Raw genomic sequence first — 22056 nt, forward strand, 5'->3', positions numbered from 1 at the left:
GCGTCAGCACCCGCAGCGTCAGCACCCGCAGCGTCAGCACCCGCAGCGTCAGCACCCGCAGCGTCAGCACCCGCAGCGTCAGCACCCGCAGCGTCAGCACCCGCAGCGTCAGCGGCGGTGGTGGTAGTAGTCGTTGTGGTGGGGGGGGCGTCACATCCCGCCGGCCTGGTGATCACGTTGGTGTCCAGCGTCACGGCCCCGTTGCGGGCCAGCACCCGCCCCTCGATGTCCGCCCCATTGACGACCGTGATCGAGGTGAGCGCCATGAGGGTGCCCACGAAGTTGGAGCCGGCTTGGATCGTGGCCGATTCGTCGGTCACCCAGAACACGTTGCACGCCTGGGCGCCGTTCTGGAGCACCACGCTGCTCCCGGTTGCCGTTGTCAGGCCCGCAGGAACCTTGAATACCCAGACGGCATCGGGGTTGTCCTGGGCGTCCAGGGTCCAGACACCGTTGACCAGGAGACCGGACTCAACGGCGTAGGTGCCCGGAATCAGCGTCGGAGTCACCGGCGCCGCGGAAAGGGCAAACTCCGTGGGCTGGGCGAAGGCGTTGTTGTACGCCGTGACCAGGTCGGCCTTCGCGTCCTCAGCCACTTCGTCACCGGCGTGGAACGTCCCGCCCACCACAATGCCGGGCGGAAATCCTCCAATGGCCTCCCCCGGATCTACGCCGACGTCTCCGGTGATCACAGAAGCACCGGTGTTGGTGACAGCCGTACCGGCCAGCACCGCGAAGGGTGTCGCGGTACCCAGTTGTACGAATGTTGCTGCATTTGCCCGCGTAGGCGTCACTGCCACAACTGCAAAGGCGACCAGCAGGGTGAGTACCCCCGCGATCCAGGCCGTCATTGTGCGCCGATGCGGCGCATCGGGAATATTCAGTGTCATCAAGGAGCCAACTCCTGTGGGGGGTGGTGACGTCCGGCGTTCCTCGTCGAACGGAATCGCCTCTTCTGCCGGGCGGCATATTACGCAGACACCCCCACCCGGTTACGATTCATCCGGGGATGTCGCTGGAACTCACCGTATGAATCGAAGAATGTACGACAAATATTGAGCCGACTGGGTGTCATTCGACTCGCGCGGCAAGCCACCGTCGATGCAGTCATTGACGTCAGAGGCAGAAGACGATTTCGGCTCCGAATGCTCCTCCGTCTTCTGCGACATTGAACAAGCGGCACCACATGTCCCCTGGATGGCGCAGGCCGGAAAAAACATATGCCAGGCCGGATGCGGATTCCGAGATCAGTCAGGGGCCCACAGCGCCGGGCCCGTGAGCCGAGCGCACGCGTGCGTCCGGCGGGTCAGGCCGACATGGCCGGCTCGGTTCCACTGCTGGTACCGCCCCCATCCCATATCGTCCCTTGGGGTCTTGAAGCGACCGGGAGTCTCCCCGGCCGAGGTGGCTCGCCGAGCGGGGCACAGCATCCTTGTTCTTTTCCGCTTCTACGCCAAGGCCATCCATCGCACTCAGCAACGGTCTAACCAGCAGATCGAGCAAGCTCTCGACGCAGCAGACGAGGAGTAGCCACACCACTCACCGCAGTGACTACGGCGCCGCTTTGCCCACCGCGGGCAGGGCGGCACCCTCGCGTTTCGCGGGCTGTGGATCGATCGGTACTCCGGGCTGACTCACACCCCATAAGGGACAACCCCTCAGCTCAGGCTGCGGTTTCTGTGATGAGGACGGCGGTGGTGACCGGGCCCGGGGTCTCACTGGTGGCTGCGCCGGCTACCGCTGCCCGGACGGCGCGGGCGACTTCCAGTGGATGGTGTCCGGGGGCGACCGCGAGCTGGACCTCGATGTGCCGGCCGGGTGGATCGTCATGTTGCTCCACCTTGACCGGGCGGCTTCCCAGCACGGTGGTGAGGCGGGCGACGCCGGGAACGGCCGCCGCGACGTCGGCCAGCTCCCCGTTGGGCCCCCGCATGGGTCCTGTTCCGGGCGCTGGGGGCGAGCTTTGCGTGGCTGCAGTTTCCGGCGGGGGTCTCACGGCGCTGTCCGAGGTCTGTGACCTGACGGCTGCCTCCGGGCCTTCGAGGAGGTCTGTGACGCGCAGATCAACTGTCACGATGGCCAGGCCGAGCTGTTCAGCGGCCGCGCCGAGCAGTGTGGTCCTCAACTGTTCGGCGGTCTGAGGCAGCGGCTGCCCCATGGACGCGGAGAAGGCGGCCTCGATCCTGAGCGGGCCAGGCGGTAGCGCGCTGGCCGGTGGACGGACGGTCGGCTCGGACACGGGCTCAAGTGGTGCCGTTCCGATGCGCAGGGTCTCCAGCCAAAGGCCGGGAATCTCAGCGGCCGTGCGCCTGAGAGCCCGGGCGGCCGCTTGCTCGGTGATCCACGTCCCGTCGTCGGGCCCGCCGAGCGGGAGTAGACGGCCAAGGTAGAGATGGCGCCGCGTTGCCTGCGTCCGCACCTCAGTCACCAACCTCTCACCCTCTTTTCTTCCATGGCCGCGGTTCTCTTCCTGCCGCACTGCGCCCGGAGTGTCCGCGAGGACTCCGGGCAGGGGCGCTCGTGCCACTCGTTCGACCACCCGTCCCATGGTCCGAACTTCGAATAGAACGCACTAAAACGAATATAATCCGAACAAAGAGTGCTAGGTGAGCTCCTAAGGGAGGAATGGCCCGATGACTGAGAACACCGGCGTAAAGCCCGGCGGTGCGCCCGGCTCTCGCGGCCGGACGACCGTCGCCGATGTGGTGGTGGAGAAGATCGCCGGAATGGCGGCGCGGGACGTGCTCGGCGTCTATGCCCTGGGCAGTGGGTTCGCGCGCTCGATGGGGTCCATGCGGGAGCGGATGCCCGGCGCCGGTAGTGGCAAATCCGCCACGCGCGGGGTCAGTGTCGAGGTCGGAGAGGAGCAGGCGGCCATCGATCTGGAGATCGTCGTCGACTACGGCATCTCGATCACGGACGTGGCCAGTGCAGTGCGGGAGAACGTGATCTCCGCAGTGGAGCGGATGGCGGGTCGGGAAGTCGTGGAAGTCAACATCATGGTCAGTGATGTGAAGCTGCCCGACGAGGAGGACGAAGGGGAAGAGCGGCAGCGGGTCCAGTAGCCGGCCGGAGCCGGCTGCTTGAGTGAAGGAGCGCGTGATGAGCAGGGGCGTGGTGGGCTTGATTGCCGGAATGGCGCTGGGTTTCGCCGCGCATTTCGGTGGCTTCGGGGCCTTCCTGCTGGTGCTGGGACTGGGCGTCGTCGGACTCGTGGCCGGGCGGTTGATGGAAGGTGATTTGGAACCGAGCGACTTCATCCGCCGCCGTGACAACCAGCAGCGGATCCGCGATGAGCGGCGACGGGCTCGGAGAGACTGGCAGCAGTGACCAGTGAAGCCGATCGGCGCCCGGGCGTCCCCGCGGGGAGCGGGGTGCGACTACCGTCGCCGACTGGGTCGTCACGGAGATCGCTTCCCGGGTGGACCGCGAGGCGCTGAGCCGGTTCACCGAATCGGCCGGCCACGTACCGCCCGGCCGCTGGACGCCAGGCGTGACGACGTCCGTGCGGCGGGCACCCGAGCGGAACGACGAAGGACGAGACGGCGATCCTGCCGAATGCCGACCGGCCGTGCTCGGCGAAGCATGGATGCGCATCGCCGTGAAGGTGGGCTACAAGGAGGGAGCCAACGGCGCGGTGAGTCAATGACGCCGCCCCAGTCGGTCTCCGAGTTGTGGCGAGGCCGTTCGGAGGCTCGGAATGAGTACTCCAGGGCGATGTCGAGGCTGCACGTAACACTGATGAGCTTCGCCGAGGGAGTCCACTCACTTCTCTTCGCAGGCTCAGTACAGCCCCATGGAAGCTGGCGACGGCTTCACCGTTGGTTGGTCGGCTTCCGGGCACCCCGGGAGTCTGACTCGATCCGAGTAGGCCCCCAGACGCAAATCCTGGCCCGCCGCTGGCCCACACGCCCTGATCGGAACCGGGATCCGCGTGAGACAGTTCGAGACGAAATCGAAAAGAGGGGGTGTCCGGAAGCTCCGGACACCCCCTCTCACCTGGCCTTATAGGCCCTGGCGGTGGGTGGGATTTGAACCCACGGTGACATCGCTGCCACGACGGTTTTCAAGAGGGTGCGAAATCGTGGCGCCCCTACGTACTCTGACCTGCTGGTTCTCGGCCCGTCATGGGGCTGAGGTAGTCCCGTGGTCCACACCTGGTCCACGGGCGCGTCCGATGGGCAGACTGGCGCCCCCGCGAATCGTTCTCGCGCAGGCGGCTGCTCTGACCGACGTCAGGGGAATACCAGTGCGCGCAATCCCCTTCCGTACTTCGGTTGTCAACGGTCAGCGGCAGGCCATCCTGGGGGCAGTAGAGCTTGTTGGCCAGAAGGACGGCCAGCCGTTGCGGGGGATAGAGGATTCGAACTCGTGAGGGGTTGCCCCCAACACGCTTTCCAACCGTTCGTCCGGGGGTACGGGCTGGCCCGCCAGTGTCCTGACCTGCGGCGGATTGGTTCGATCTTCGACGACAGGACCGGGCTGAACGGGGGTGAATGCAACCCTGACTGCAACCCTCGGGTTATCCAGCACGGCAGGTAGCCGCAGACCGTCCACGGGTCGTTCTCCTAGGCACCGCGCCGCGCCGCCGCCAGCAGTTCCCTCGTGTGCGGGTGCTCCGCCGCCCCGTACAGCGCCTGCGCGGACGCCGTCTCCACGATGCGGCCGGCCTGCATCACCGCCACCCGGTGCGCCATGTGCCGGACCAGTGCCAGATCGTGGCAGATGAGTAGGTACGCCAGCCCGAGCCGCTCCTGTAGGTCCGTCAGCAGATTGAGCACCCCGGCCCGTACGGATGGGTCGAGCGCGGCCACCGGTTCGTCCAGGACGAGCAGTTGGGGGTCGCTCGCCAGCGCGCGGGCCACGCCGACCCGCTGGCACTGGCCCCCGGACAGCTCGTCCGGCAGTCGATCGCCGTGTGCCGTCGCGTCCAGGCCGACCAGCTCCAGCAGTTCGGAGACCCGGCGCGGTCCGGAGCGCGGATCCCAGCGGCCCTGGACGCGCAGCGGTTCGGCCACCGCGTCCCGTATCCGCCGACGCGGGCTCAGCGAGCCGTACGGGTCCTGGAACACCGGCTGGAACCGCGGGCGCAGCGGCCGCAGCTGCGGCTCGTCCAGGGCTGTGAGCTCGTGCCCGTCGAACCACACCTCACCGCTTTCGGGGCGGCGCAGCCCCAGTACCGCCGAGGCGGTGCTCGACTTGCCCGATCCCGATTCGCCGATCAAGGCCAGCGTCTGACCGGCGGCCAGTTCGAAGGAGACCCCGTCGACGGCGAGCCGGGGCGGCACCCGGCGGTTACGGCCCGGATAGCGGACCACCAGGTCGCGCACGCTGAGCAGGGTGGTCATACGACTCCGTCCCTCAGGAACAAGTCATCGGCAGGGAAAGGGAGTCGCGCCAAGTGGTGGCAGGAGACCAGCGACCCGCCGGGCCCGGCCGGCGTCGGCTCGGGCTCCTGTGTACGGCAGCGTTCGTCGGCCAGCGGGCAGCGCGGCGCGAACGCGCACCCCGGAAGCGGGCCCGAGGGCGGAACCCCGGCGATCGCCGGAAGTCTGCGGCCGGGCACCGGTTCCTCGGGCGGCAGCGAGGCGAGCAGCCCGGCGGTGTACGGAGCCCGGGGGCGGGCGAAGACGCCTTCGACCGGCCCCGACTCGGCGTGCCGTCCCGCGTACATCACCAGCACCCGGTCGGCGCGGTCGGCGACGATTCCCAGGTCGTGGGTGATGAGCAGGAGCGCCGCGCCCGTCGCCTCGCGCTGTGCCGCCAGGACGTCGAGGACCTGCCGCTGGACGGACGGGTCGAGCGCGGTCGTCGGCTCGTCCGCGATCAGCAGCTCGGGCTCGTTGAGCATGGCCATCGCGATGGCCGCGCGCTGACGCATCCCGCCGGAGAACTCGTGCGGATACGCGCGGGCGCGGCGGGCCGCATCCGGGATCGCCACTCGCTCCAGCGCGGCGACCGCCCGCTCGCGCGCCGCCTGTCGGCTCACCCCGCTGACCGACCGTACGACGGCGGCGAGTTGCGCCCCGACGGTGTGCACCGGCGACAGCACGGAGAGCGCGTCCTGTGGTACGTATCCGATACGCCGCCCCCACAGGCCTGCATACACAGCCCGGCGCGCCCCGAGCAGCTCCAGCTCCCCCAGCCGCACGCTGCCCGTGACCCGGGTGGAGCGCGGCAGCATCCCCAGGACCGCGCGCGCGGTCAGCGACTTTCCCGCGCCCGACTCGCCGACGAGGGCCAGGACTTCACCGCCGCGCACATCGAAGGAGAGCCCGCGTACGGCGAGGGTGCCCGAGGGCAGGGCGATGCGCAGATCGCGTACGGACAACAGGGCAGAGGTGTCATGCGGCATGGGTGCTGCGCCTTCGGGTCAGGGGGAGTGCGGCCAGCGATACGGCCAGGCCCGCGAGCAGGGCGAGCGCGCCCGCCGGGGCGAGGGCCGCCCACGGCGCGCGCTCCATATACGCACGCGACTCGTCCAGCAGCAGCCCCCACTCGGGCGCGGGCGGCTGCGCGCCGAGCCCCAGGAAGCCGAGCGAGGCCAGCGCCAGCGCGATGCCCGGCAGCCGCAGCACGGCGTGCCGCACCACGGGCCCGGCCACCGAGGGCAGGACGTGACGCGTGAGGATCCAGAACCGGCTGGAACCGATCGCCCGCTGCGCCGCGAGGAAGCCGGAGGCCCGCACCTCCTGGACCAGCGCGGCGGCGTGCGCGGCCAGTGGCGGCCACGAGACCAGCGCGACCGCCAGCGACGCGCCGCCCGTGCCGGGCCCGAGGGCGGCGGAGACGAAGATGCCCACGATCACCGGCGGCAGCGCGTTGGCGATGTCCGACGCGCCCGCCGCGACGGACGGCAGAAAGCCGATCGCCAGCGCCAGCAGGCAGCTGACCCCGCAGACCGCGAAGGCGACGCCGACGGTCGCCGCCGCGCCGTGCCCGATCCGCGCGAGCACGTCCCGGCCGAGCCCGTCGGTGCCCAGCGGATGCGCCCCGGAGGGGGCGGCCAGCCGGAGCGCGGTGTCCACGGCGTACGGATCGCGCAGCAGCCCCGCGCCGACGATTGCGGTCAGCGCCGCCCCGAGGACGATGGGCACGGCGGTACGAAGCCGTCCGGGGACGGGCGGCGCGGGTGCGGCCAGCGCCAGTTGCGCGTCGCGCAGGCCGGGGCCGAGCAGCCGCCGTCGTACCAGATGGGTGAGCGCGCCCGCCAGCAGCCCGAGCACGAGAAGCGCCAGCACGACGCCCTGGAGCATCGGCAGATCCTGTGACTTGGCCGCGCCCAGCGCCGTACGTCCAATGCCGGGAATGGCGAATACGGTCTCGACGGCGACCGCGCCGCCCGTCAGGCCGACGGCGACCAGTTCGAGTTGGGGCAGTACGGAGGGCAGGGACCGGCGCAGCGCGGCAGCCGCGATACGCCAAGCGGTGACTCCCGAGGCGCGCCACAACTCCGTCCAGCGCTCCGCGAAGACCGCGGGCAGCGCGTCGTCGACGAGACGCCCGAGCAGTCCGCCCGCGGGAATGCCCAACGCCAGCGCGGGCAGCACCAGATGGCTCGGCCCCTGCCAGCCGGAGGTCGGCAACAGCCCCCACCACACCCCCAGGACCAGCAGTCCGACGGTGGCGAGCAGGAACTCCGGCAGGGACACCAGGATCGCCGCGGCCGTCCCGGACCGGTGGCGTGCTGTGGCGCGTGCCCCGCGTACCAGCGGTACGGCGCAGAGCGCGGTCGCCGTCACCAGCGCCACCAGCAGGGACGCGCCCATGAGCCCGAGCGAGACACCGAGCCCGGAGAGCACCGACGGCAGCACATCGGCGCCGGACACCCAGGAGGTGCCGAGGTCGCCGCGGACCAGGCCGCCCGCCCAGTCGCCGAGCAGGCTGAGCGGCCCCGCGCCGAGCCCGAGATCGTCCCGGATCGACGCCAGCGCCTCGGCGGTGGGCTCCTGTTCGGCCGAGCGGGCGCGGAGCACGGTGAGCGCCGGGTCGCGCCCCGAGAGCCAGGGCAGCAGCCCGACACAGGCCGTCACCGCGGCCAACCCGGTCACGCGAGTCAGCGCAGCCTTCATGAGATGACCCTTATGAGTTGAGCCTTCATGAGTTGCGCTCTCATGAGATATGCGTGGCGATGCTGATCAACTCACGCTCGCGCGGGTCCTTCACCGACCCCACCACATGCGCCGCGTCGCCCTGGATGACCCGCTCATGGAGCAGCGGGAGCGCGGCATCGGAGTTGAGGACCGCGGTCTCCGCCGCCAGGATCGCGGCGCGCCGGGCGTCACCCGCGGGGGTGGCCGACGCCTTCCGCAGCGCCTGGTCCACGGCGGGGTCGGAGAGCTGGGCGATATTGAACGAGCCTTCGCTGCCGAAGTCGCTCTGCAGGTACGCGGTCGGGTCGCCGGAGTCCAGGATGGTCGCGCGGGACAAGATGAACGCGTCGAACTTTCCGGCCAGCGCGTCCTGCTCGATGTTGGCGTACTCACGGATGTCCAGCTTCACCTTGAAGCCGGCCTTCTGGAGCTGCTGTTGGAGACTGGCCGCGACCTCCGGCAGCTCGGCGCGGTCGGTGAAGGTGCCGATGGTGATGGTGGCGCCGTTCGCCTTGCCCGGGGCGGTGGCGGCGGTGCGGCCCTGGCGCTGCTTCGCCCACGGCAGCGCGGGTCCCAGCAGGCCCTCGGCGACGTCGGCGCGGTTCTCGTACACCCCGGAGACCAGGGCCTTGGCGTCGATCGCCACGCGGGCGGCGGCGCGTATCGCCGGGTCCTTGAAGGCCCCCTTCTCGGTGTTGAGGTACAGGGTGTTGGTGCGCGGCATCGGCACCTCGGTGATCTGGTTCTCGGCGAGCAGCGGCGCCTGGGAGACGGGGATCGATTCGACGATGTCGGCCTCGCCGCTGCGCAACGCGGCGGCGCGGGCGGTGCCGTCGGGAATGAACCGCACGTCGATTCCGGGTGCCTTGGCCCGGCCGCCCCAGTACTTCTCATTGCGGTCCAGGGCGGCGGAGCTGGTGCCGTTCACCTTCGTCAGCACGAACGCGCCGGTGCCCGCGCCGACCGGGTTGACGGTCTTTCCTTGGTACGCCTTGGCCGCGAGGATCGACAACTGCGGCGAGGAGAGCCGCTGGGGGACCAGCGGATCGGCGTCGCTGGTGGTGACCCGCACGGTGTTGCCCTCGGCCGCGGCCGTCAGGCCGACGCCGTCGAGGATGCGCGGCTTGGGGGCGGCGGTGGCGGCCCGCGTGAGCGAGCGGGCGACGGCCTCGGCGGTCAGCGCGGTGCCGTCGTGGAAGGTGACGCCCTCGCGCACGGTGAACGTCCACGTACGGGGGTCGCTGCGCTGCCACTTGGCGGCCAGGGCGGGCCGGGGGTCGCCGTCCTTGTCGAGTGTGACCAGGGTTTCCGCCGTCGACCACCGGGAGAGCTTGAAGGCATCGTCGCTGAGCGGGGAGAGCCCGGCCCGCGGCGGCTGCATCATCGCGAGCCTGATGCGGCGCTCGCCGTTGGAGTCACCTCCGGCGCTGTCGGCGCCGGAGGCGAAGCAGCCGGTGAGGAGGAGGGCCGAGATGGCGGCGAGGGAGCCCTGGGGCAGGAGCTTGGACGGGTGCATGGGGAGACTTTCAGGCCATGGGACGGGGGCGCTGGAGGGCACACCCGAACCTAGCACATGACAATCATATTCAATTATTCCCAGGGTCCTTTACGCCAGGACCCCTTACACGGCGATGACGACTTCGCTCGCGCGTGCCCCATTTCCAGATACCGGATCGCCTCGGGCGCCTCGCTCAACGGATAGGTCCGGTCCATGACCGGGGTGACCTCGGGCCATAGCATCGCGGTCCTCTTCCGCTTCTACGCCAAGGCTATTCACCGCAGCCAGCAGCGCTCGAACCAGCAGATCGAGCGGGCCTTGGAGGCAGCAGAGGAGGAGGAGTAGGAACACAAGCACCACGGCCCGGCTGCGGGCCGCAAAGGCACCACCCCCACCCACCTACGGGTCGGGGGTGGTGCCTTTCGTGCTCTCGGGCACAGCGTGGTCCTGGTCCTCACGCCTCTTCAGAGCACGGGTGTGACCTGCGAGTTTCCGGGCTCTCTTCGGCGGAATCCTGGTCCACGCCTGGTCCACACACGATGATCCAAAGCGGTACAGAGGCGAATCAAGGTGAGACGGGCCCCACGAAAAAGGGGCGCCCCAGAACTGGGACACCCCTTCTGACCAGCGCATACGCTGACCTGCTGCGGTGGGTGTGGGATTTGAACCCACGGTGACTCGCGCCACGACGGTTTTCAAGACCGTTCCCTTAGGCCGCTCGGGCAACCCACCCCGCGTCACCGACCGACGGTGGCGCGAGGACAGCCTAGCCGGTCAGCTGTCGCCCTCGCGCTGGCCCAGGGTGACATCCACCGTCGTCGTCTTGCCGCCGCGCTCGTAGGTGAGCTTCACCTTGTCGCCCGGCTTGTGGGTCCAGATCTCGCTGATCAGGGTCGGGCCGCTGTCGACGACCGTGTCGTCCAGCTTCGTGATGACGTCCCCCGGCTTGAGGCCTGCCTTGGCTGCCGGGCCGTTCGGGGTCACCGCGGTCGTGCTGCCGCTGCCCTGCTCGGAGATCTTGGCGCCGTCGCCCTCGGCCTGCATGTCGACCGAGACGCCGATCACCGGGTAGACCGGCTTGCCGGTCTTGATCAGCTGCTCCGCGACGTTCTTCGCCTGGTTGATCGGGATCGCGAAACCGAGGCCGATGGAGCCCGACTGCGTCGCACCCAGGCCGCCACTGCCCGCCGACTGGATGGCCGAGTTGATGCCGATGACCGCCCCACGCGCGTCGAGCAGCGGGCCGCCGGAGTTGCCCGGGTTGATGGACGCGTCCGTCTGCAGGGCACTCATGTACGAGTTCTTGCCGCCCGAGCCGTCCCCGGAGGCGACGGGACGATTCTTCGCGCTGATGATGCCGGTCGTGACCGTGTTGGACAGACCGAAGGGCGCGCCGATCGCGATCGTCGAGTCGCCGACCGCGACCCGCTCGGAGTTGCCCAGCGGGAGCGGGGTGAGTCCGGAGGCGTTCTTCAGCTTCAGTACGGCGACGTCATAGCCCTCGGCGCGTCCTATGACCTGTGCGTCGTACTTCTTGCCGTTGGAGAACGTCACGGAGAGTTTCCCGCCGTCGGCGGCGGACGCCACCACGTGGTTGTTGGTGAGGATGTGGCCCTGCTTGTCGTAGACGAAGCCGGTGCCGGTGCCGCCCTCTCCCTCTCCGCCCTCAGCGTCGATGGTGACCACGCTCGGCAGCGCCTTGGCCGCGAGGCCGGCGACCGAGCCGGGTTCCCGCTTCAGGTCCGCCTGGCTCTGCGGCGCGCTGATGGTGGTGGAGCCGCCGGAGTTGTCGCTGCTCTCGGCTGCCCAGTAGCCGATTCCGCCGCCGATCCCGCCCGCGACCAGCGCTGCCGCCACGACCGCGGACACCAGACCACCCGAGCGCCTCGGGCCGCCCGCGGGGGACGGCGTCGGCTGGGGGGCTCCCCATACAGGCCCCCCGCCGCCGGCTCCGTATGGGGGGAGCGCGGCCGGAGGCGGTGGCCACCCGGCGGCACCGCCCGTCGGCGGACCGGCCGGCGGGTCGGCCGGCGCGCCCGTCGGCGTCGCGGACTGCGTATCGGTCGGCCGGTCGGCCTGCGCTACGGGCTCGGGCGCGGGAGCGGCCACCGGCACGGGAGGTGCGGACGGGGCCGCGGGGGAGCCAGGTACCGCGGGGCCCTCGTTCTCGGTGTTCACAGCTCTCTCCTCGTTCCACGGCGTCTTGATGTGACGGCCGGCTGCACGCGTGACTGGGAACAGCTTTTCCCATGGGCCGTCAGAGCACTGTAAGCCGGACCTGTGAGTCCCGTCGCCATCCTTTATCTCCGACAATACGGACGCATCCGCACAGTGGCCGTACACATCGGGACTCCGGACGGTGGCACCATGACGCGGTGACCCACGCACGGCAGCAGACCATCCAAGTCGTCGCTCACCGGGGCGCCTCCGAGGACGCCCCCGAGCACACCCTGGCCGCGTACAGAAAAGCAATCGAGGACGGTGCGGACGCCCTCGAATGCGACGTCCGGCTCACCGCCGACGGCCACCTCGTCTGTGTGCACGACCGCCGGGTGAACCGCACCTCCAACGGCCGCGGCGCCGTCTCCGCCCTCGAGCTGGCCGACCTCGCCGCCCTGGACTTCGGCTCGTGGAAGGACCGGGAGGAGTCCCCGGACTGGGACCCGGACCGTGAGCGGACCTCGGTACTGACCCTGGAGCGGCTGCTCGAACTGGTCGCCGACGCGGGACGCCCGGTCGAGCTGGCCATCGAGACCAAGCACCCCACGCGCTGGGCGGGCCAGGTGGAGGAGCGGCTGCTCCACCTCCTCAAGCGGTTCGGCCTCGACGCGCCGCCCGCCGACGGGCCGTCCCCGGTGCGGGTCATGAGCTTCTCGGCGCGCTCGCTGCACCGGGTTCACGCCGCGGCGCCGGACATCCCCACCGTCTATCTGATGCAGTTCATCTCGCCGCGGATGCGCGACGGGCGGCTGCCCGCCGGGGTACGGATCGCCGGACCGGGCATCCGAACGGTCCGCAACCACCCCGGCTTCGTCGAGCGGCTGCAGCGCGCCGGCAACTCGGTGCACGTCTGGACGGTCAACGAGCCGGAGGACGTCCAGCTGTGCGTCGATCTCGGCATCGAGGCGATCATCACGAACCGCCCCCGGCAGGTCCTGACCCAACTTGGCCGCACATAGTCCCTGTTACGGGGTGTGCCCCGGCGCATCCGGTCCGTATCCGATCGTTACGAGTGCGTCACTGGCCTCCGCTTGGCCGGTTTCCGGTCCAGTCCATTGGGGCATTCACACCGTGGCGTGGGGCTAAGGAGGTTCCGGGGGTGGCGTTGGTGGTGGCACAAGAAGTGCCCACGTCGTCGAGCATGGCCGTACCCCATGGTCCTGCGGGCGTGGGAGAGGCGAGGCACCGGATGCGCGAACAATTGCGTATCAGCAGGGTGCCCGACTCGGTCGTCGACGATGCAGTTCTGATCCTTTCCGAATTGCTGAGCAATGCCTGCAGGCATGGCAGACCGCTGGGGCAACGGGAGGTCGGCGACGGCGACATCCGCGCCGCGTGGCGCGTCGACCAGGCGGGCCGGCTGACAGTCGAAGTGACGGACGGAGGCGGGCCCACCCGCCCTGTTCCGGCCACGCCCTCGGTCACCGCACGTGGCGGCCGTGGGCTCAACATCATCAGCGCGCTGGCGCAGGACTGGGGCGTACGGGACGGCGCCGCGGGCGAGGTCACCGTGTGGGTGATCGTCAGCGAGGGGCATCGGCACGATGATTTCGCTACGCGCGTTGCGGCGCCACCGGTGATCGAGTTCGCCACGTCGCTGGAGGAGTTGGAGTGACGAGCCGGTTCCGGCCTGCGGCGCGTGCGAGCGACTAGGCTCGCGCCCGTCAGCAAAGCCGCACTCGGGAGACACCCACGATGGCCAAGAAGCGCCAGACCAAGGCCAAGCAGCCGCAGCTCGCCACAGGGGCCCGTGCCGGGGGCACTGATGAGAACTATCCGGTGGTGGGCGCCCGGGAGCCCTGCCCGTGCGGTTCCGGCCGCCGCTACAAGGCCTGCCACGGCCGGGCCGCCGCACACGCGGTGACGGAGCTGGTCCAGCGCCCGTTCGAGGGGCTGCCGGGCGAGTGCGACTGGGTCGCGCTGCGCGAGCTCGTGCCCGCCGCGACGATCGCACTGACGCTGAAGGGCGGGCTCCCCGAAGACGTTCCGTCGGTGACTCTGGCGACCGTACTGCCGATGGCCTGGCCCGCGCTGCGCCGCGACGACGGCTCCGTACTGGTCGGCCTGCAGAACGACACGACCTCCAGCGACCTGAGCCGCGATCTGGCGGACACTCTCCAGCGCGCGCTGGTCGCGAAGCCCGGCACGCCCGTCGCGGCCCAGCGCGTCGCGCCCACCGGTCCGCGGCTGCAGGATCTGCTCGACCCGGCGGGTCCTTTCGAGCCGGTTGTGCACAGCGGCTTCGAATTCTGGCTCCCGGACTGGGAGAACGCCACGCCCGAGGTCGCCGCCTCTTTGGAGCGCGCGAACGAGGCCGCCATTCCCACGGTCAAGCTCTCCGGCGTCGAGGCCGCGTACTGGTGTGAGACCCCCGAGAAGAACCACCTCCGGTGGGTCATGCCGCACCCCGAGGAGCAGCTGCTGGACGCGCTCGCCCGGCTGCACGCCGCGGGTACGTCGAGCCTCGGCGAAGGCACCCGCCTGGTCGGCTCGTTCCGTGCGCACGGCCTGATGGTCCCGGTCTGGGACCTGCCGACAGGGGTGGGTGCGAAGGACGTGGAGCAGCCGGCGGCGGAGTTCGCGGAGCGGCTGGCGCGTGCACTCGCCACGGACGCCCCCCTGAGCGCGGACGAGCGGCGGGCGCGCGGCGGGCTCACCAATCGCCAGGTGACGCTGAGCTGACGGCACCGACCGACCAGCCAGTCCGGTGACTCCGGTCACAACTCCTGGTTATGGGCTATAAATCGATGTCCGAATGCCTGAGATCGAATTTGCGAACTGCCGATCTCTTGTTACCGTTCCAGTAGCCCGGTCGCTGGTGCATCCCCCGTCGCCAGCGACCGGGCGTCCGTGTTCTCCGCCATACCGCCGCAATTTCGGCGGCGCCCTCCGCGTGACGCGATACGACTCAACTGCCCGTCGTGGACGCCGGGTTACTGCCCGAGCGCAGCAGTAGCGGATCGCCGACATTCGGAGCAGCGAATTCCGCTACCGCCGTGTAGGCGCCCGGCATTCCCTCCGTCGCCTCGCGCGGCGTCTCGCACGTATCCGGCTCGTCTTCCGCACCCACCGCGCAGTTGATCTGCACGGTACGGCCGTCCGGCCCCATCAGGGAGAGCGCGGCCCGCAGTTCCGTGCCGGTGGCATTGCGGTAATAGGTGCGCGCCCAGGTGCCGTCCTGGGAGCTGGTCAGCACGCAGGTCTGCGCCTCCACGCCGGTCGGCGAGAAAAGTTCGGGACCGCATTGGGCGGACGTTTGCGGCATCTCGCTTTCTTTCGTGCCAGAAAGCTCAATTCCGGACAGAAGAGAATCGGGCGGCGTCTTTCGTACAGGCCTCTTGTCGTCCGCTTGTACGGGACGGGCTTCCCGGGAGCCGGACCGCCCCTCCGGGCCGGCCGAGGCGCCCGCCAGTGGCAGCAGGGCGGTGAACACCACGACGGCCGCGAGCCCGAGCATGCGGAGATTCATGGCGCGTTCCACCTGTCGACGGCCGGAAATCAAGACGGTGAGCCGAAGATAGCGACGGAACTATGGCATGAGGCGACCGCGCGCCCGTTTACCTGGGAACTCCGCCCAGCCCACACCCGTACGAGTGACCGCCGTCAGTAGGCCAGCCGGCTCCCGCCGTCCGGCGCGCTGGTGCTGGCCTGGACCAGTGCGTCCACGACCGCAACGACGTCAGGCAGCCACGGCCGTGCGGAACCGGGGAGCGGAGCCCGTTCCCAGCTCACCTGACCGGTGCCCGCCTCGGACGGCGGCAGCAGCAGATAGCCGCCCTCGCCGTGGAAACGCAGCGAACTGGGCACCCAGTCCTTGGCATGCAGCAGCTCTCCGAGCTGTTCCAGCGAGTACGGCGCCACCAGCAGCGACCAACGGGTAGGCGTCGCGACGACGGGGCCGAGCCGCATGCCCATCCGGTCGAGCTCGACCAGGGCGCGGGCGCCCGCCACAGCGGGCAGGCTCACCGCACAGGGGGCGCGGCCGCCGGTGGCAAGCAGGACCGGGGCGGTCGGGCGGTTGGTCCACCACCAGCGCACCATGCGCTCGTCGGTGGAGGCGGCCAGCAGACCGGGGTCGAAGGGGTGCGCCCCGGGCACCGCACACTCGGCATCCGGACAGGCACAACGGCGCCCCCGGCCTCCGGCCGGTGCCGTTCCCACACCCGGGAGTACGGGCCAATTCCATTCAGTTGCGCAGGTCAGCGCCGCGCCGAGCAGGGCAGGCTTCCCATTTCGCCGGAACAGGAGCCTGCGTCGCCTTCCGAGGATCTCGCGCATGAGCGCTCGTTCCTTTCCGTTGAACGCCGAGGGCCACATCACACCGTGTGTGCATCACTTCACTACACGTACAAAGTTCCGCGTCATCGCTTCCGAACGCCCCGGCCGGCCTGCGGCACGGGTGACTACTCAGTCGAGCGTCGAGCGAAGTCGAACTGGGCTGTGTCCATCAAACACCTGGCGGGGGGTGGCGCGGGCGTGGCGCTTACTGCTCCGTGTACACCGGATGCCGTCCGGGGATAACTTGTCCCGCCACTCGGGGATGCGGCGCGACCCGCTCCGGTAAGGACGCCGAGGCCTGCCGCCAGGTTCCGGGACGGCCCCAACTGCCCCTGACCATCACCGATTACGTACCCCGCACGCTCGATATGACGCTCCCCCCGGGACTTCGTCCTGGGAGGATCCCCCTTGTCGAACGCCCTCAGTCGACCGCAAAAGCTCCTCACCTGATGCATTTTTCAGCCAAGTTCACCATCCGCCGGATGCGCCGATATGGCCCCACAGACACCAGGAATGCCAGCTGGGCAATGCTGGACATCGGCTCACATCTGCGTGTAGATGTGGATGCATTGATAGCGGCGCAGAATGACATGGGGGTTTGCGATGCTATTGAGCAGAACGCACCCGGCGGAAAGGCGACTGCCATGAGCGCCCCCCATCTGCCGAAAGTGGCTGGAATCGACCCGGCCGTCCCCACCCCCGCGCACACTGTGGCGCCCATCCCCGCGGACCGGACGGCCCCGCCTGCCCCGGGCGCGCTGATCCAGGACCGCCTCGCCGGCTGGGTCTCCGACCTCACCACGCTGCACGAGCTCACCGAACGGCTGGCCCGCAGCAGCGGCCTCGAAGAGACGCTGAAGGAACTGCTGAGCGCCGGGGCGGCCCTCGTCGGCGCGCGCCGCGGCCTGGTCGTCCTCGAACCGGCCGACGGGCTCGGCCCCAGCACCACCATCGGCCTCGGTCTCGCCCACGCCGACCTCGGCCACATCGAGACCGTGCCGCGCAGCGCGACCTCGTACGGCCGCATCCTGGACGGCCTGCCGGACGGTGAGGGAGCACACCCCGACCTGCTCGGCGAGGAAGGGCTCGACCCGCGCCACCGCGAGGTCGCGGCCCGGCTCGGCTACGCCGCCAGCTACGCCGTGCCGCTGGCCGCCGAGGCGGCGGGCCGGCTGGGCGCTGCCGTGTGGCTCTACGACGAGCCGGCCGAGCCGGTCGAGCGCCAGCGCCACCTGGTCGGCCTCTACGCCCGGTACGCGACCGAGCACCTCGCCCGCATCCTGGAGCTGGAACGGGCCCGCGCCCAGGTGGCCACCATCGCCGAGGAACTGCTGCCCAGCCGCCTCCCCCGGGTCGCCGGAGTACAGCTCGCCGCCCGGCACCGCACCTGCCCCCGCGGCGGCGGCGACTGGTACGACGCGCTGCCGCTGCCCGAGGGCGCGCTCGGACTCGCCGTCGGCTCGGTCACCGGCTCGGGGCCCAGCGCGGTCGCCGCGATGGGCCGGCTGCGGGCGTCCCTGCGCGCGTACGCCGTAATGGAGGGCGAGGACCCGGTCGCCGTACTCTCCGACCTCGAACTGCTGCTGCGGCTGACCGAGCCCGCCCGCTCGGCGACCGCGCTCTTCGCGTACTGCGAACCCGCCCGCCACAAGATCGTGCTGGCCGGCGCGGGCCACACTCCGCCGTTGCTCATCGGTGAACGGCGGACGGAGTTCGTGGAGACCTCGCTGTCCGCACCGCTGGGAATGCTGTCCTGTTGGGAGGCACCGAGCGTGGAGGTCGAGCCCGCGCCCGGAGAAACGGTGCTGCTCTACACCGACGGGCTGCTGCACCGCACCGGCGAGCCCATGGACCGGGCCTTCGCGCGGCTGCACTCGGCTGCGACGAGCGTCCCCAAGAGCATCCGGGACGATCCGGGGGCGATCGCGGACCATGTGTTGCGGACCGTGCTGCCCGACGGTCTCGACGCCGTCGACTCGGGCGAGGACATCGTGCTGCTCACTGCCCGCTTTGACTGATTTCTCACATGTTTCCGGGCCGTCTTCCGCTCACACATACGATGGATGGGACCTGCCAGGGTCCAGTGCCGTATCGAGGAGAAGACGTGGCTGAGGAGCTCATCCCGGAGACCCCGGAAGCAGCTGACGAAGAACCCATCAAGCAGCGGAAGAACGGCCTGTACCCGGGCGTCTCCGACGAGCTTGCCGAGAACATGCAGTCAGGCTGGGCGGACAGCGAGCTGCACGGCCTCGAGCCCATCGCGCAGGCGCAGCACACCGCCGCCCGCCGCGCCGCGCTCTCCGCGCGCTTCCCCGGCGAGCGCCTGGTGATTCCCGCGGGCAACCTGAAGACCCGCTCGAACGACACCGAGTACCCCTTCCGCGCCTCGACCGAGTACGCGTACCTCACCGGCGACCAGACCCAGGACGGCGTCCTGGTCCTGGAGCCGACGAACGGCGGGCACGAGGCCACCGTCTACCTGCTGCCCCGCTCCAACCGCGGCAACGGCGAGTTCTGGCTCGACGGCCAGGGCGAGCTGTGGGTCGGCCGTCGGCACTCCCTCACCGAGGCCGAACAGCTCCTCGGCATCCCCGCCAAGGACGTGCGCGAACTCCCCGCCGCCCTCACCGAGGCCACCGGCCCGGTCCGGTGCGTCCGCGGCCACGACGCCGCGATCCAGGCCGCGCTGACCGACAAGGTCACCGCCGAGCGCGACGAGGAACTGCGCGTCCACCTCTCCGAGGCGCGCGCCGTGAAGGACGCCTTCGAGATCGGTGAACTGCAGAAGGCGGTCGACTCGACCGTCCGCGGCTTCGAGGACGTCGTCAGGGTCCTGGACAAGGCCGAGGCGACCAGCGAGCGCTACATCGAGGGCACCTTCTTCCTGCGCGCCCGCGTCGAGGGCAACGACATCGGCTACGGCTCGATCTGCGCCGCCGGCCCGCACGCCACCACCCTCCACTGGGTGCGCAACGACGGCGACGTCCGCTCCGGCGAACTGCTGCTGCTCGACGCAGGCGTTGAGACCCACACGCTCTACACCGCCGACGTCACCCGCACCCTGCCGATCAACGGCACCTTCACACCGTTGCAGCGCAAGATCTACGACGCGGTGTACGAGGCCCAGGAAGCCGGCATCGCGGCCGTTAAGCCCGGCGCCAAGTACCGCGACTTCCACGACGCCGCGCAGCGCGTGCTCGCCGAGAAGCTCGTCGAATGGGGCCTCGTCGAGGGCCCCGTCGAGCGCGTCCTCGAGCTCGGCCTGCAACGTCGCTGGACCCTGCACGGCACCGGCCACATGCTGGGCATGGACGTCCACGACTGCGCCGCCGCGCGCACCGAGGCGTACGTCGACGGAACGCTCGAGCCTGGGATGTGCCTCACCGTCGAGCCCGGCCTGTACTTCCAGGCCGACGATCTGACCGTGCCCGAGGAATACCGCGGCATCGGCGTCCGGATCGAGGACGACATCCTCGTCACCGAGGACGGCAACCGGAACATGTCCGCGGCCCTGCCGCGACAGGCCGACGAGGTCGAGGCGTGGATGGCGGCCACCAAGCAGGCCAAGAGCGCCTGACCGGACCGCACGCGCCGCGAGGGCGCGCTGCTCAGGACACTCTGAGCAGCGCGTCCTCGCGCCATTTGAGGATCTTGTCGAAGCTCACCACCGCGCCGCACCCCGGCTTGTTCCTGAAGTGGACGTGGTCGGCGAGCTCTTCGATGAGGCACAGGCCCCGGCCGTGCTCTGCCATGGCCGGCGGACGGACAGCGGTGCGAGGAGCCCGACGTGCGGGAAAACCCGGACCCGAGTCGGTGACCTCGATACGGCATTTCTCACCGTCGAGGTAGGCGGTGACCCGGTAGGCCCCCGAGGATGCGCCGGACCCGTCGTCCCCACCGTGCTCGACCGCGTTCGCACACGCTTCGCTGAGCGCGACCGACAGATCGTAGGAGATGTCCGGATCCACCCCCGCGGTCTCCATGGTCCCGAGAAGAAGCTTTCGGGCGAGCGGTACGCTCGCGGCCTCGCGCCGCAAGTGGAGAGACCACCAGATGCTCATGCTCCAGCCTCCTGGCTGCGGCTCGACATACCGATACGTATTGCCGCTAGTAGCGGTCCGTAAGCACCCCGCGCCTGTGATAGCGCTCATTCGGCGGACGCGCCCGCCCCTTACGCCGGTGTATGTACGGCGTACAGGGACGGATGGGAGGTTCCGGACCTGCCGTATGGAGGGCCGGACGGCAGTGCGATGATGGCCCGGCCATGCCTACCCCTGGCGCGACACCGGTCGCGCACGCCGGAGCCGGTCTGCGGCTGCTGAGGGCCGCGGTGTTCACCGCGGTCCTTGTCGTGCTGTCCGCGGCCGGGCATGCGCTCGCCTCCTGCGCGACCGTCCCCTGGTGGGCGCTGGGCGCCGGGTTCCTCGCCGTGTTCGCCGCCGCCGCGCCGCTGGCCGGACGGACGCGCTCACTGCCGGCCGTCTCCGGCGCACTGGCCGGCGGACAGCTCGCCCTGCACGCCCTGTTCGGGCTCGGTCAGCACACCGCGCCGGCCGGACGGGGCTTCTCGGACAGTTCCCGGGACGCCTCGTCGGCCGCGCTCGCCTCGCTGGCCGCCAAGCTGGTGTGCGGGGGCAACGCCGTACCGCTGAGTCCGGCCGAGGCCCGCCAGGTGCTCACCGCCGCGGGCCTCGGCCCGGCCGCGGGCCATGCCGCGCACCAGCACACCGGCACCGCCGCGAACGCCGCCGACCCCGCCGCGGGACTACTGCCCTCCCTGCCCATGCTGCTCGGACACCTGCTGGCCGCCCTGGCCACGGGCTGGCTCCTCAGCCGCGGCGACGCCGCGCTGACCCGGGTGGTCCGGCTTTCCGCACACGGCATGGGCGAGATCGCGGCAGCGACGCTCGTCAGGGCGCTGCGCGCCGCCCTCTGCCTCGTCCGGGCGCTGCGCACCGGATTGCCGGGGGCGCCCGTACGGGGTGCGCATGGCCCGCGTACCCCTCAGGCCACGCCCCTGCACGCAGGCGGCGCCGTACTCCAGCACACGGTGATCAGACGCGGGCCGCCGGCGCCCGCCCCCGTACGCGTCATCGAACTCGTACGCGCGGCCTGACGCGGCACTCTCCACGGGAGCGGTGCCGCGAGTGCGCGCGCACCCGCGCGCCAACCCACCGTTCCTCACTGCCTGTGGAGTGTTTCTGCCATGAACGTCTCACGTCTCGCCGCCGCCGGCGCCGTCGCCGCTTCCGCCGTCCTGCTGCTGTCGGGCCCTGCCTTCGCGCACGTCAGCGTGCAGCCCGGCCAGGCCGAGAAGGGCGGTTACGCCACCATCAGCTTCAAGGTCCCCAACGAGCGGGACAACGCCTCGACCAACAAGCTCGAGGTCACCTTCCCGACCGATCACCCGCTCGCGTCCGTGATGCCGCAGCCCGTGCCCGGCTGGCAGGTCGAAGTCACCAAGGCCAAGCTCACCAAGCCGCTCAAGGTCCACGGCAAGGAGATCAAGGAGGCCGTCTCCAAGGTCACCTGGACCGGCGGAAAGATCGCTCCTGGACAGTTCCAGCAGTTCCCCCTCTCCGTTGGCCGGCTTCCCGAGGACGCCGACCAGCTGGTCTTCAAGTCTCTCCAGACGTACGACAACAAGGAGGTCGTGCGCTGGATCGAGGAGCCCAAGGAGGGTGGGGAGGAGCCGCAGAACCCGGCCCCCGTACTGAAGCTGACCGAGCCGACCGGCGAGGGGCACCACGGCGGCGCGTCCGGCGGCAAGGCCGACGACACCTCCGACGACAAGGCCACGAGCCACAAGGACGACGACCACCAGAAGGCCGCCGCCTCCGACAGCACTGACACCACCGCCCGTGTCCTGGCCGGCGTGGGCATCGCCGTCGGAGCCGCGGGCGTCGCCTTCGGTGTCCTTGCCGGCCGCCGCCGCAGCTCCTGACCGACCCCCTCACCACAGGACAC

General features: G+C 70.3%; 22 protein-coding genes and 1 tRNA gene. 11 read left to right on the plus strand and 12 right to left on the minus strand.

The window, feature by feature from the left end; all coding sequences use genetic code 11:
- A partial coding sequence (locus tag AB0M62_RS05720) for an ice-binding family protein (protein WP_366072839.1) occupies positions 1 to 890 on the minus strand: 890 nt, incomplete at its 3' end.
- Positions 891 to 1663: 773 nt separating this feature from the next.
- Positions 1664 to 1933, minus strand: coding sequence for a hypothetical protein (locus AB0M62_RS05725; RefSeq protein WP_366072840.1), 270 nt, complete (start codon positions 1931 to 1933; stop codon positions 1664 to 1666).
- 700 nt (positions 1934 to 2633) lie between these two features.
- Between AB0M62_RS05725 and AB0M62_RS05730 the strand changes: the two genes are divergently transcribed.
- The 3 genes from AB0M62_RS05730 to AB0M62_RS05740 all read left to right on the plus strand — a co-directional run bounded on the left by AB0M62_RS05730 (position 2634) and on the right by AB0M62_RS05740 (position 3649).
- On the plus strand, positions 2634 to 3065 hold the full coding sequence (locus tag AB0M62_RS05730) for an Asp23/Gls24 family envelope stress response protein (protein ID WP_366072841.1): 432 nt from the start codon (positions 2634 to 2636) through the stop codon (positions 3063 to 3065).
- Between the two features lie 37 nt (positions 3066 to 3102).
- On the plus strand, positions 3103 to 3330 hold the full coding sequence (locus AB0M62_RS05735) for a hypothetical protein (protein WP_366072842.1): 228 nt from the start codon (positions 3103 to 3105) through the stop codon (positions 3328 to 3330).
- Between the two features lie 91 nt (positions 3331 to 3421).
- Positions 3422 to 3649 (plus strand): hypothetical protein, encoded by a 228-nt coding sequence (locus tag AB0M62_RS05740; protein ID WP_366072843.1) that lies wholly within the window; start codon positions 3422 to 3424, stop codon positions 3647 to 3649.
- A gap of 919 nt (positions 3650 to 4568) precedes the next feature.
- Here AB0M62_RS05740 and AB0M62_RS05745 read toward each other — a convergent pair.
- From AB0M62_RS05745 to AB0M62_RS05765, 5 genes are all read right to left on the minus strand, one after another.
- Positions 4569 to 5348 (minus strand): dipeptide/oligopeptide/nickel ABC transporter ATP-binding protein, encoded by a 780-nt coding sequence (locus tag AB0M62_RS05745; protein ID WP_366072844.1) that lies wholly within the window; start codon positions 5346 to 5348, stop codon positions 4569 to 4571.
- Positions 5345 to 6355 (minus strand): ABC transporter ATP-binding protein, encoded by a 1011-nt coding sequence (locus AB0M62_RS05750; protein WP_366072845.1) that lies wholly within the window; start codon positions 6353 to 6355, stop codon positions 5345 to 5347. The genes AB0M62_RS05745 and AB0M62_RS05750 overlap by 4 nt, the downstream gene beginning before the upstream one ends.
- Entirely contained in the window at positions 6345 to 8072 is a 1728-nt protein-coding gene (locus AB0M62_RS05755; protein WP_366072846.1) for an ABC transporter permease subunit, read from the minus strand. Before AB0M62_RS05755 ends, AB0M62_RS05750 begins: the two co-directional genes overlap by 11 nt.
- Before the next feature lie 40 nt (positions 8073 to 8112).
- Positions 8113 to 9609 carry an ABC transporter substrate-binding protein gene (locus tag AB0M62_RS05760; RefSeq protein ID WP_366072847.1) on the minus strand — a complete coding sequence of 499 codons (1497 nt, stop codon included), beginning with the start codon at positions 9607 to 9609 and terminating at the stop codon, positions 8113 to 8115.
- A gap of 74 nt (positions 9610 to 9683) precedes the next feature.
- Complete coding sequence (locus AB0M62_RS05765; RefSeq protein WP_366072848.1) at positions 9684 to 9833, minus strand: zinc-binding dehydrogenase; 150 nt, start codon at positions 9831 to 9833, stop codon at positions 9684 to 9686.
- On the opposite strand from AB0M62_RS05765, the gene AB0M62_RS05770 reads away from it, so the two are divergent.
- Positions 9814 to 9936: a hypothetical protein gene (locus tag AB0M62_RS05770; protein ID WP_366072849.1), complete on the plus strand. Its 123-nt coding sequence runs from the start codon at positions 9814 to 9816 to the stop codon at positions 9934 to 9936. The two genes, AB0M62_RS05765 and AB0M62_RS05770, sit on opposite strands and share 20 nt — an antisense overlap.
- A 302-nt stretch (positions 9937 to 10238) precedes the next feature.
- Here AB0M62_RS05770 and AB0M62_RS05775 read toward each other — a convergent pair.
- Together AB0M62_RS05775 and AB0M62_RS05780 are read right to left on the minus strand one after the other, a co-directional pair.
- Positions 10239 to 10323, minus strand: a tRNA-Ser gene (locus AB0M62_RS05775).
- 42 nt (positions 10324 to 10365) lie between these two features.
- Positions 10366 to 11769 carry a trypsin-like peptidase domain-containing protein gene (locus AB0M62_RS05780; protein WP_366072850.1) on the minus strand — a complete coding sequence of 468 codons (1404 nt, stop codon included), beginning with the start codon at positions 11767 to 11769 and terminating at the stop codon, positions 10366 to 10368.
- A gap of 197 nt (positions 11770 to 11966) precedes the next feature.
- Between AB0M62_RS05780 and AB0M62_RS05785 the strand changes: the two genes are divergently transcribed.
- The 3 genes from AB0M62_RS05785 (at position 11967) to AB0M62_RS05795 (ending at position 14493) form a co-directional block, all read left to right on the plus strand.
- Complete coding sequence (locus AB0M62_RS05785) at positions 11967 to 12770, plus strand: glycerophosphodiester phosphodiesterase (RefSeq protein ID WP_366072851.1); 804 nt, start codon at positions 11967 to 11969, stop codon at positions 12768 to 12770.
- A gap of 53 nt (positions 12771 to 12823) precedes the next feature.
- Entirely contained in the window at positions 12824 to 13426 is a 603-nt protein-coding gene (locus tag AB0M62_RS05790; protein ID WP_366072852.1) for an ATP-binding protein, read from the plus strand.
- Between the two features lie 80 nt (positions 13427 to 13506).
- Positions 13507 to 14493, plus strand: coding sequence for a DUF5926 family protein (locus tag AB0M62_RS05795; protein WP_366072853.1), 987 nt, complete (start codon positions 13507 to 13509; stop codon positions 14491 to 14493).
- A 226-nt stretch (positions 14494 to 14719) separates the two neighbouring features.
- Here the strand turns inward: AB0M62_RS05795 and AB0M62_RS05800 are convergent, their stop codons facing one another.
- Together AB0M62_RS05800 and AB0M62_RS05805 are read right to left on the minus strand one after the other, a co-directional pair.
- Positions 14720 to 15280 (minus strand): hypothetical protein, encoded by a 561-nt coding sequence (locus AB0M62_RS05800; protein WP_366072854.1) that lies wholly within the window; start codon positions 15278 to 15280, stop codon positions 14720 to 14722.
- A 134-nt stretch (positions 15281 to 15414) separates the two neighbouring features.
- A complete protein-coding gene (locus AB0M62_RS05805) occupies positions 15415 to 16089 on the minus strand; it encodes a bifunctional DNA primase/polymerase (RefSeq protein ID WP_366072855.1) in 675 nt (224 codons plus the stop codon).
- Positions 16090 to 16616: 527 nt separating this feature from the next.
- Between AB0M62_RS05805 and AB0M62_RS05810 the strand changes: the two genes are divergently transcribed.
- The gene (locus tag AB0M62_RS05810; protein ID WP_366073065.1) at positions 16617 to 18107 is read left to right on the plus strand and encodes a PP2C family protein-serine/threonine phosphatase; all 1491 of its coding nucleotides are present in this window, start codon (positions 16617 to 16619) and stop codon (positions 18105 to 18107) included.
- A gap of 86 nt (positions 18108 to 18193) precedes the next feature.
- Entirely contained in the window at positions 18194 to 19666 is a 1473-nt protein-coding gene (locus tag AB0M62_RS05815; RefSeq protein ID WP_366072856.1) for an aminopeptidase P family protein, read from the plus strand.
- A gap of 31 nt (positions 19667 to 19697) precedes the next feature.
- On the opposite strand, the gene AB0M62_RS05820 is transcribed toward AB0M62_RS05815, so the two are convergent.
- Positions 19698 to 20150, minus strand: coding sequence for an ATP-binding protein (locus tag AB0M62_RS05820; protein ID WP_366072857.1), 453 nt, complete (start codon positions 20148 to 20150; stop codon positions 19698 to 19700).
- 203 nt (positions 20151 to 20353) lie between these two features.
- On the opposite strand from AB0M62_RS05820, the gene AB0M62_RS05825 reads away from it, so the two are divergent.
- Positions 20354 to 21205, plus strand: a complete 852-nt coding sequence (locus tag AB0M62_RS05825) for a hypothetical protein (protein ID WP_366072858.1) — start codon at positions 20354 to 20356, stop codon at positions 21203 to 21205.
- Between the two features lie 90 nt (positions 21206 to 21295).
- Positions 21296 to 22033, plus strand: a complete 738-nt coding sequence (locus AB0M62_RS05830; RefSeq protein WP_366072859.1) for a YcnI family protein — start codon at positions 21296 to 21298, stop codon at positions 22031 to 22033.
- Positions 22034 to 22056: the final 23 nt, after the last annotated feature.

It is taken from the genome of Streptomyces sp. NPDC051219, assembly GCF_040682335.1.
Taxonomy (GTDB): domain Bacteria; phylum Actinomycetota; class Actinomycetes; order Streptomycetales; family Streptomycetaceae; genus Streptomyces.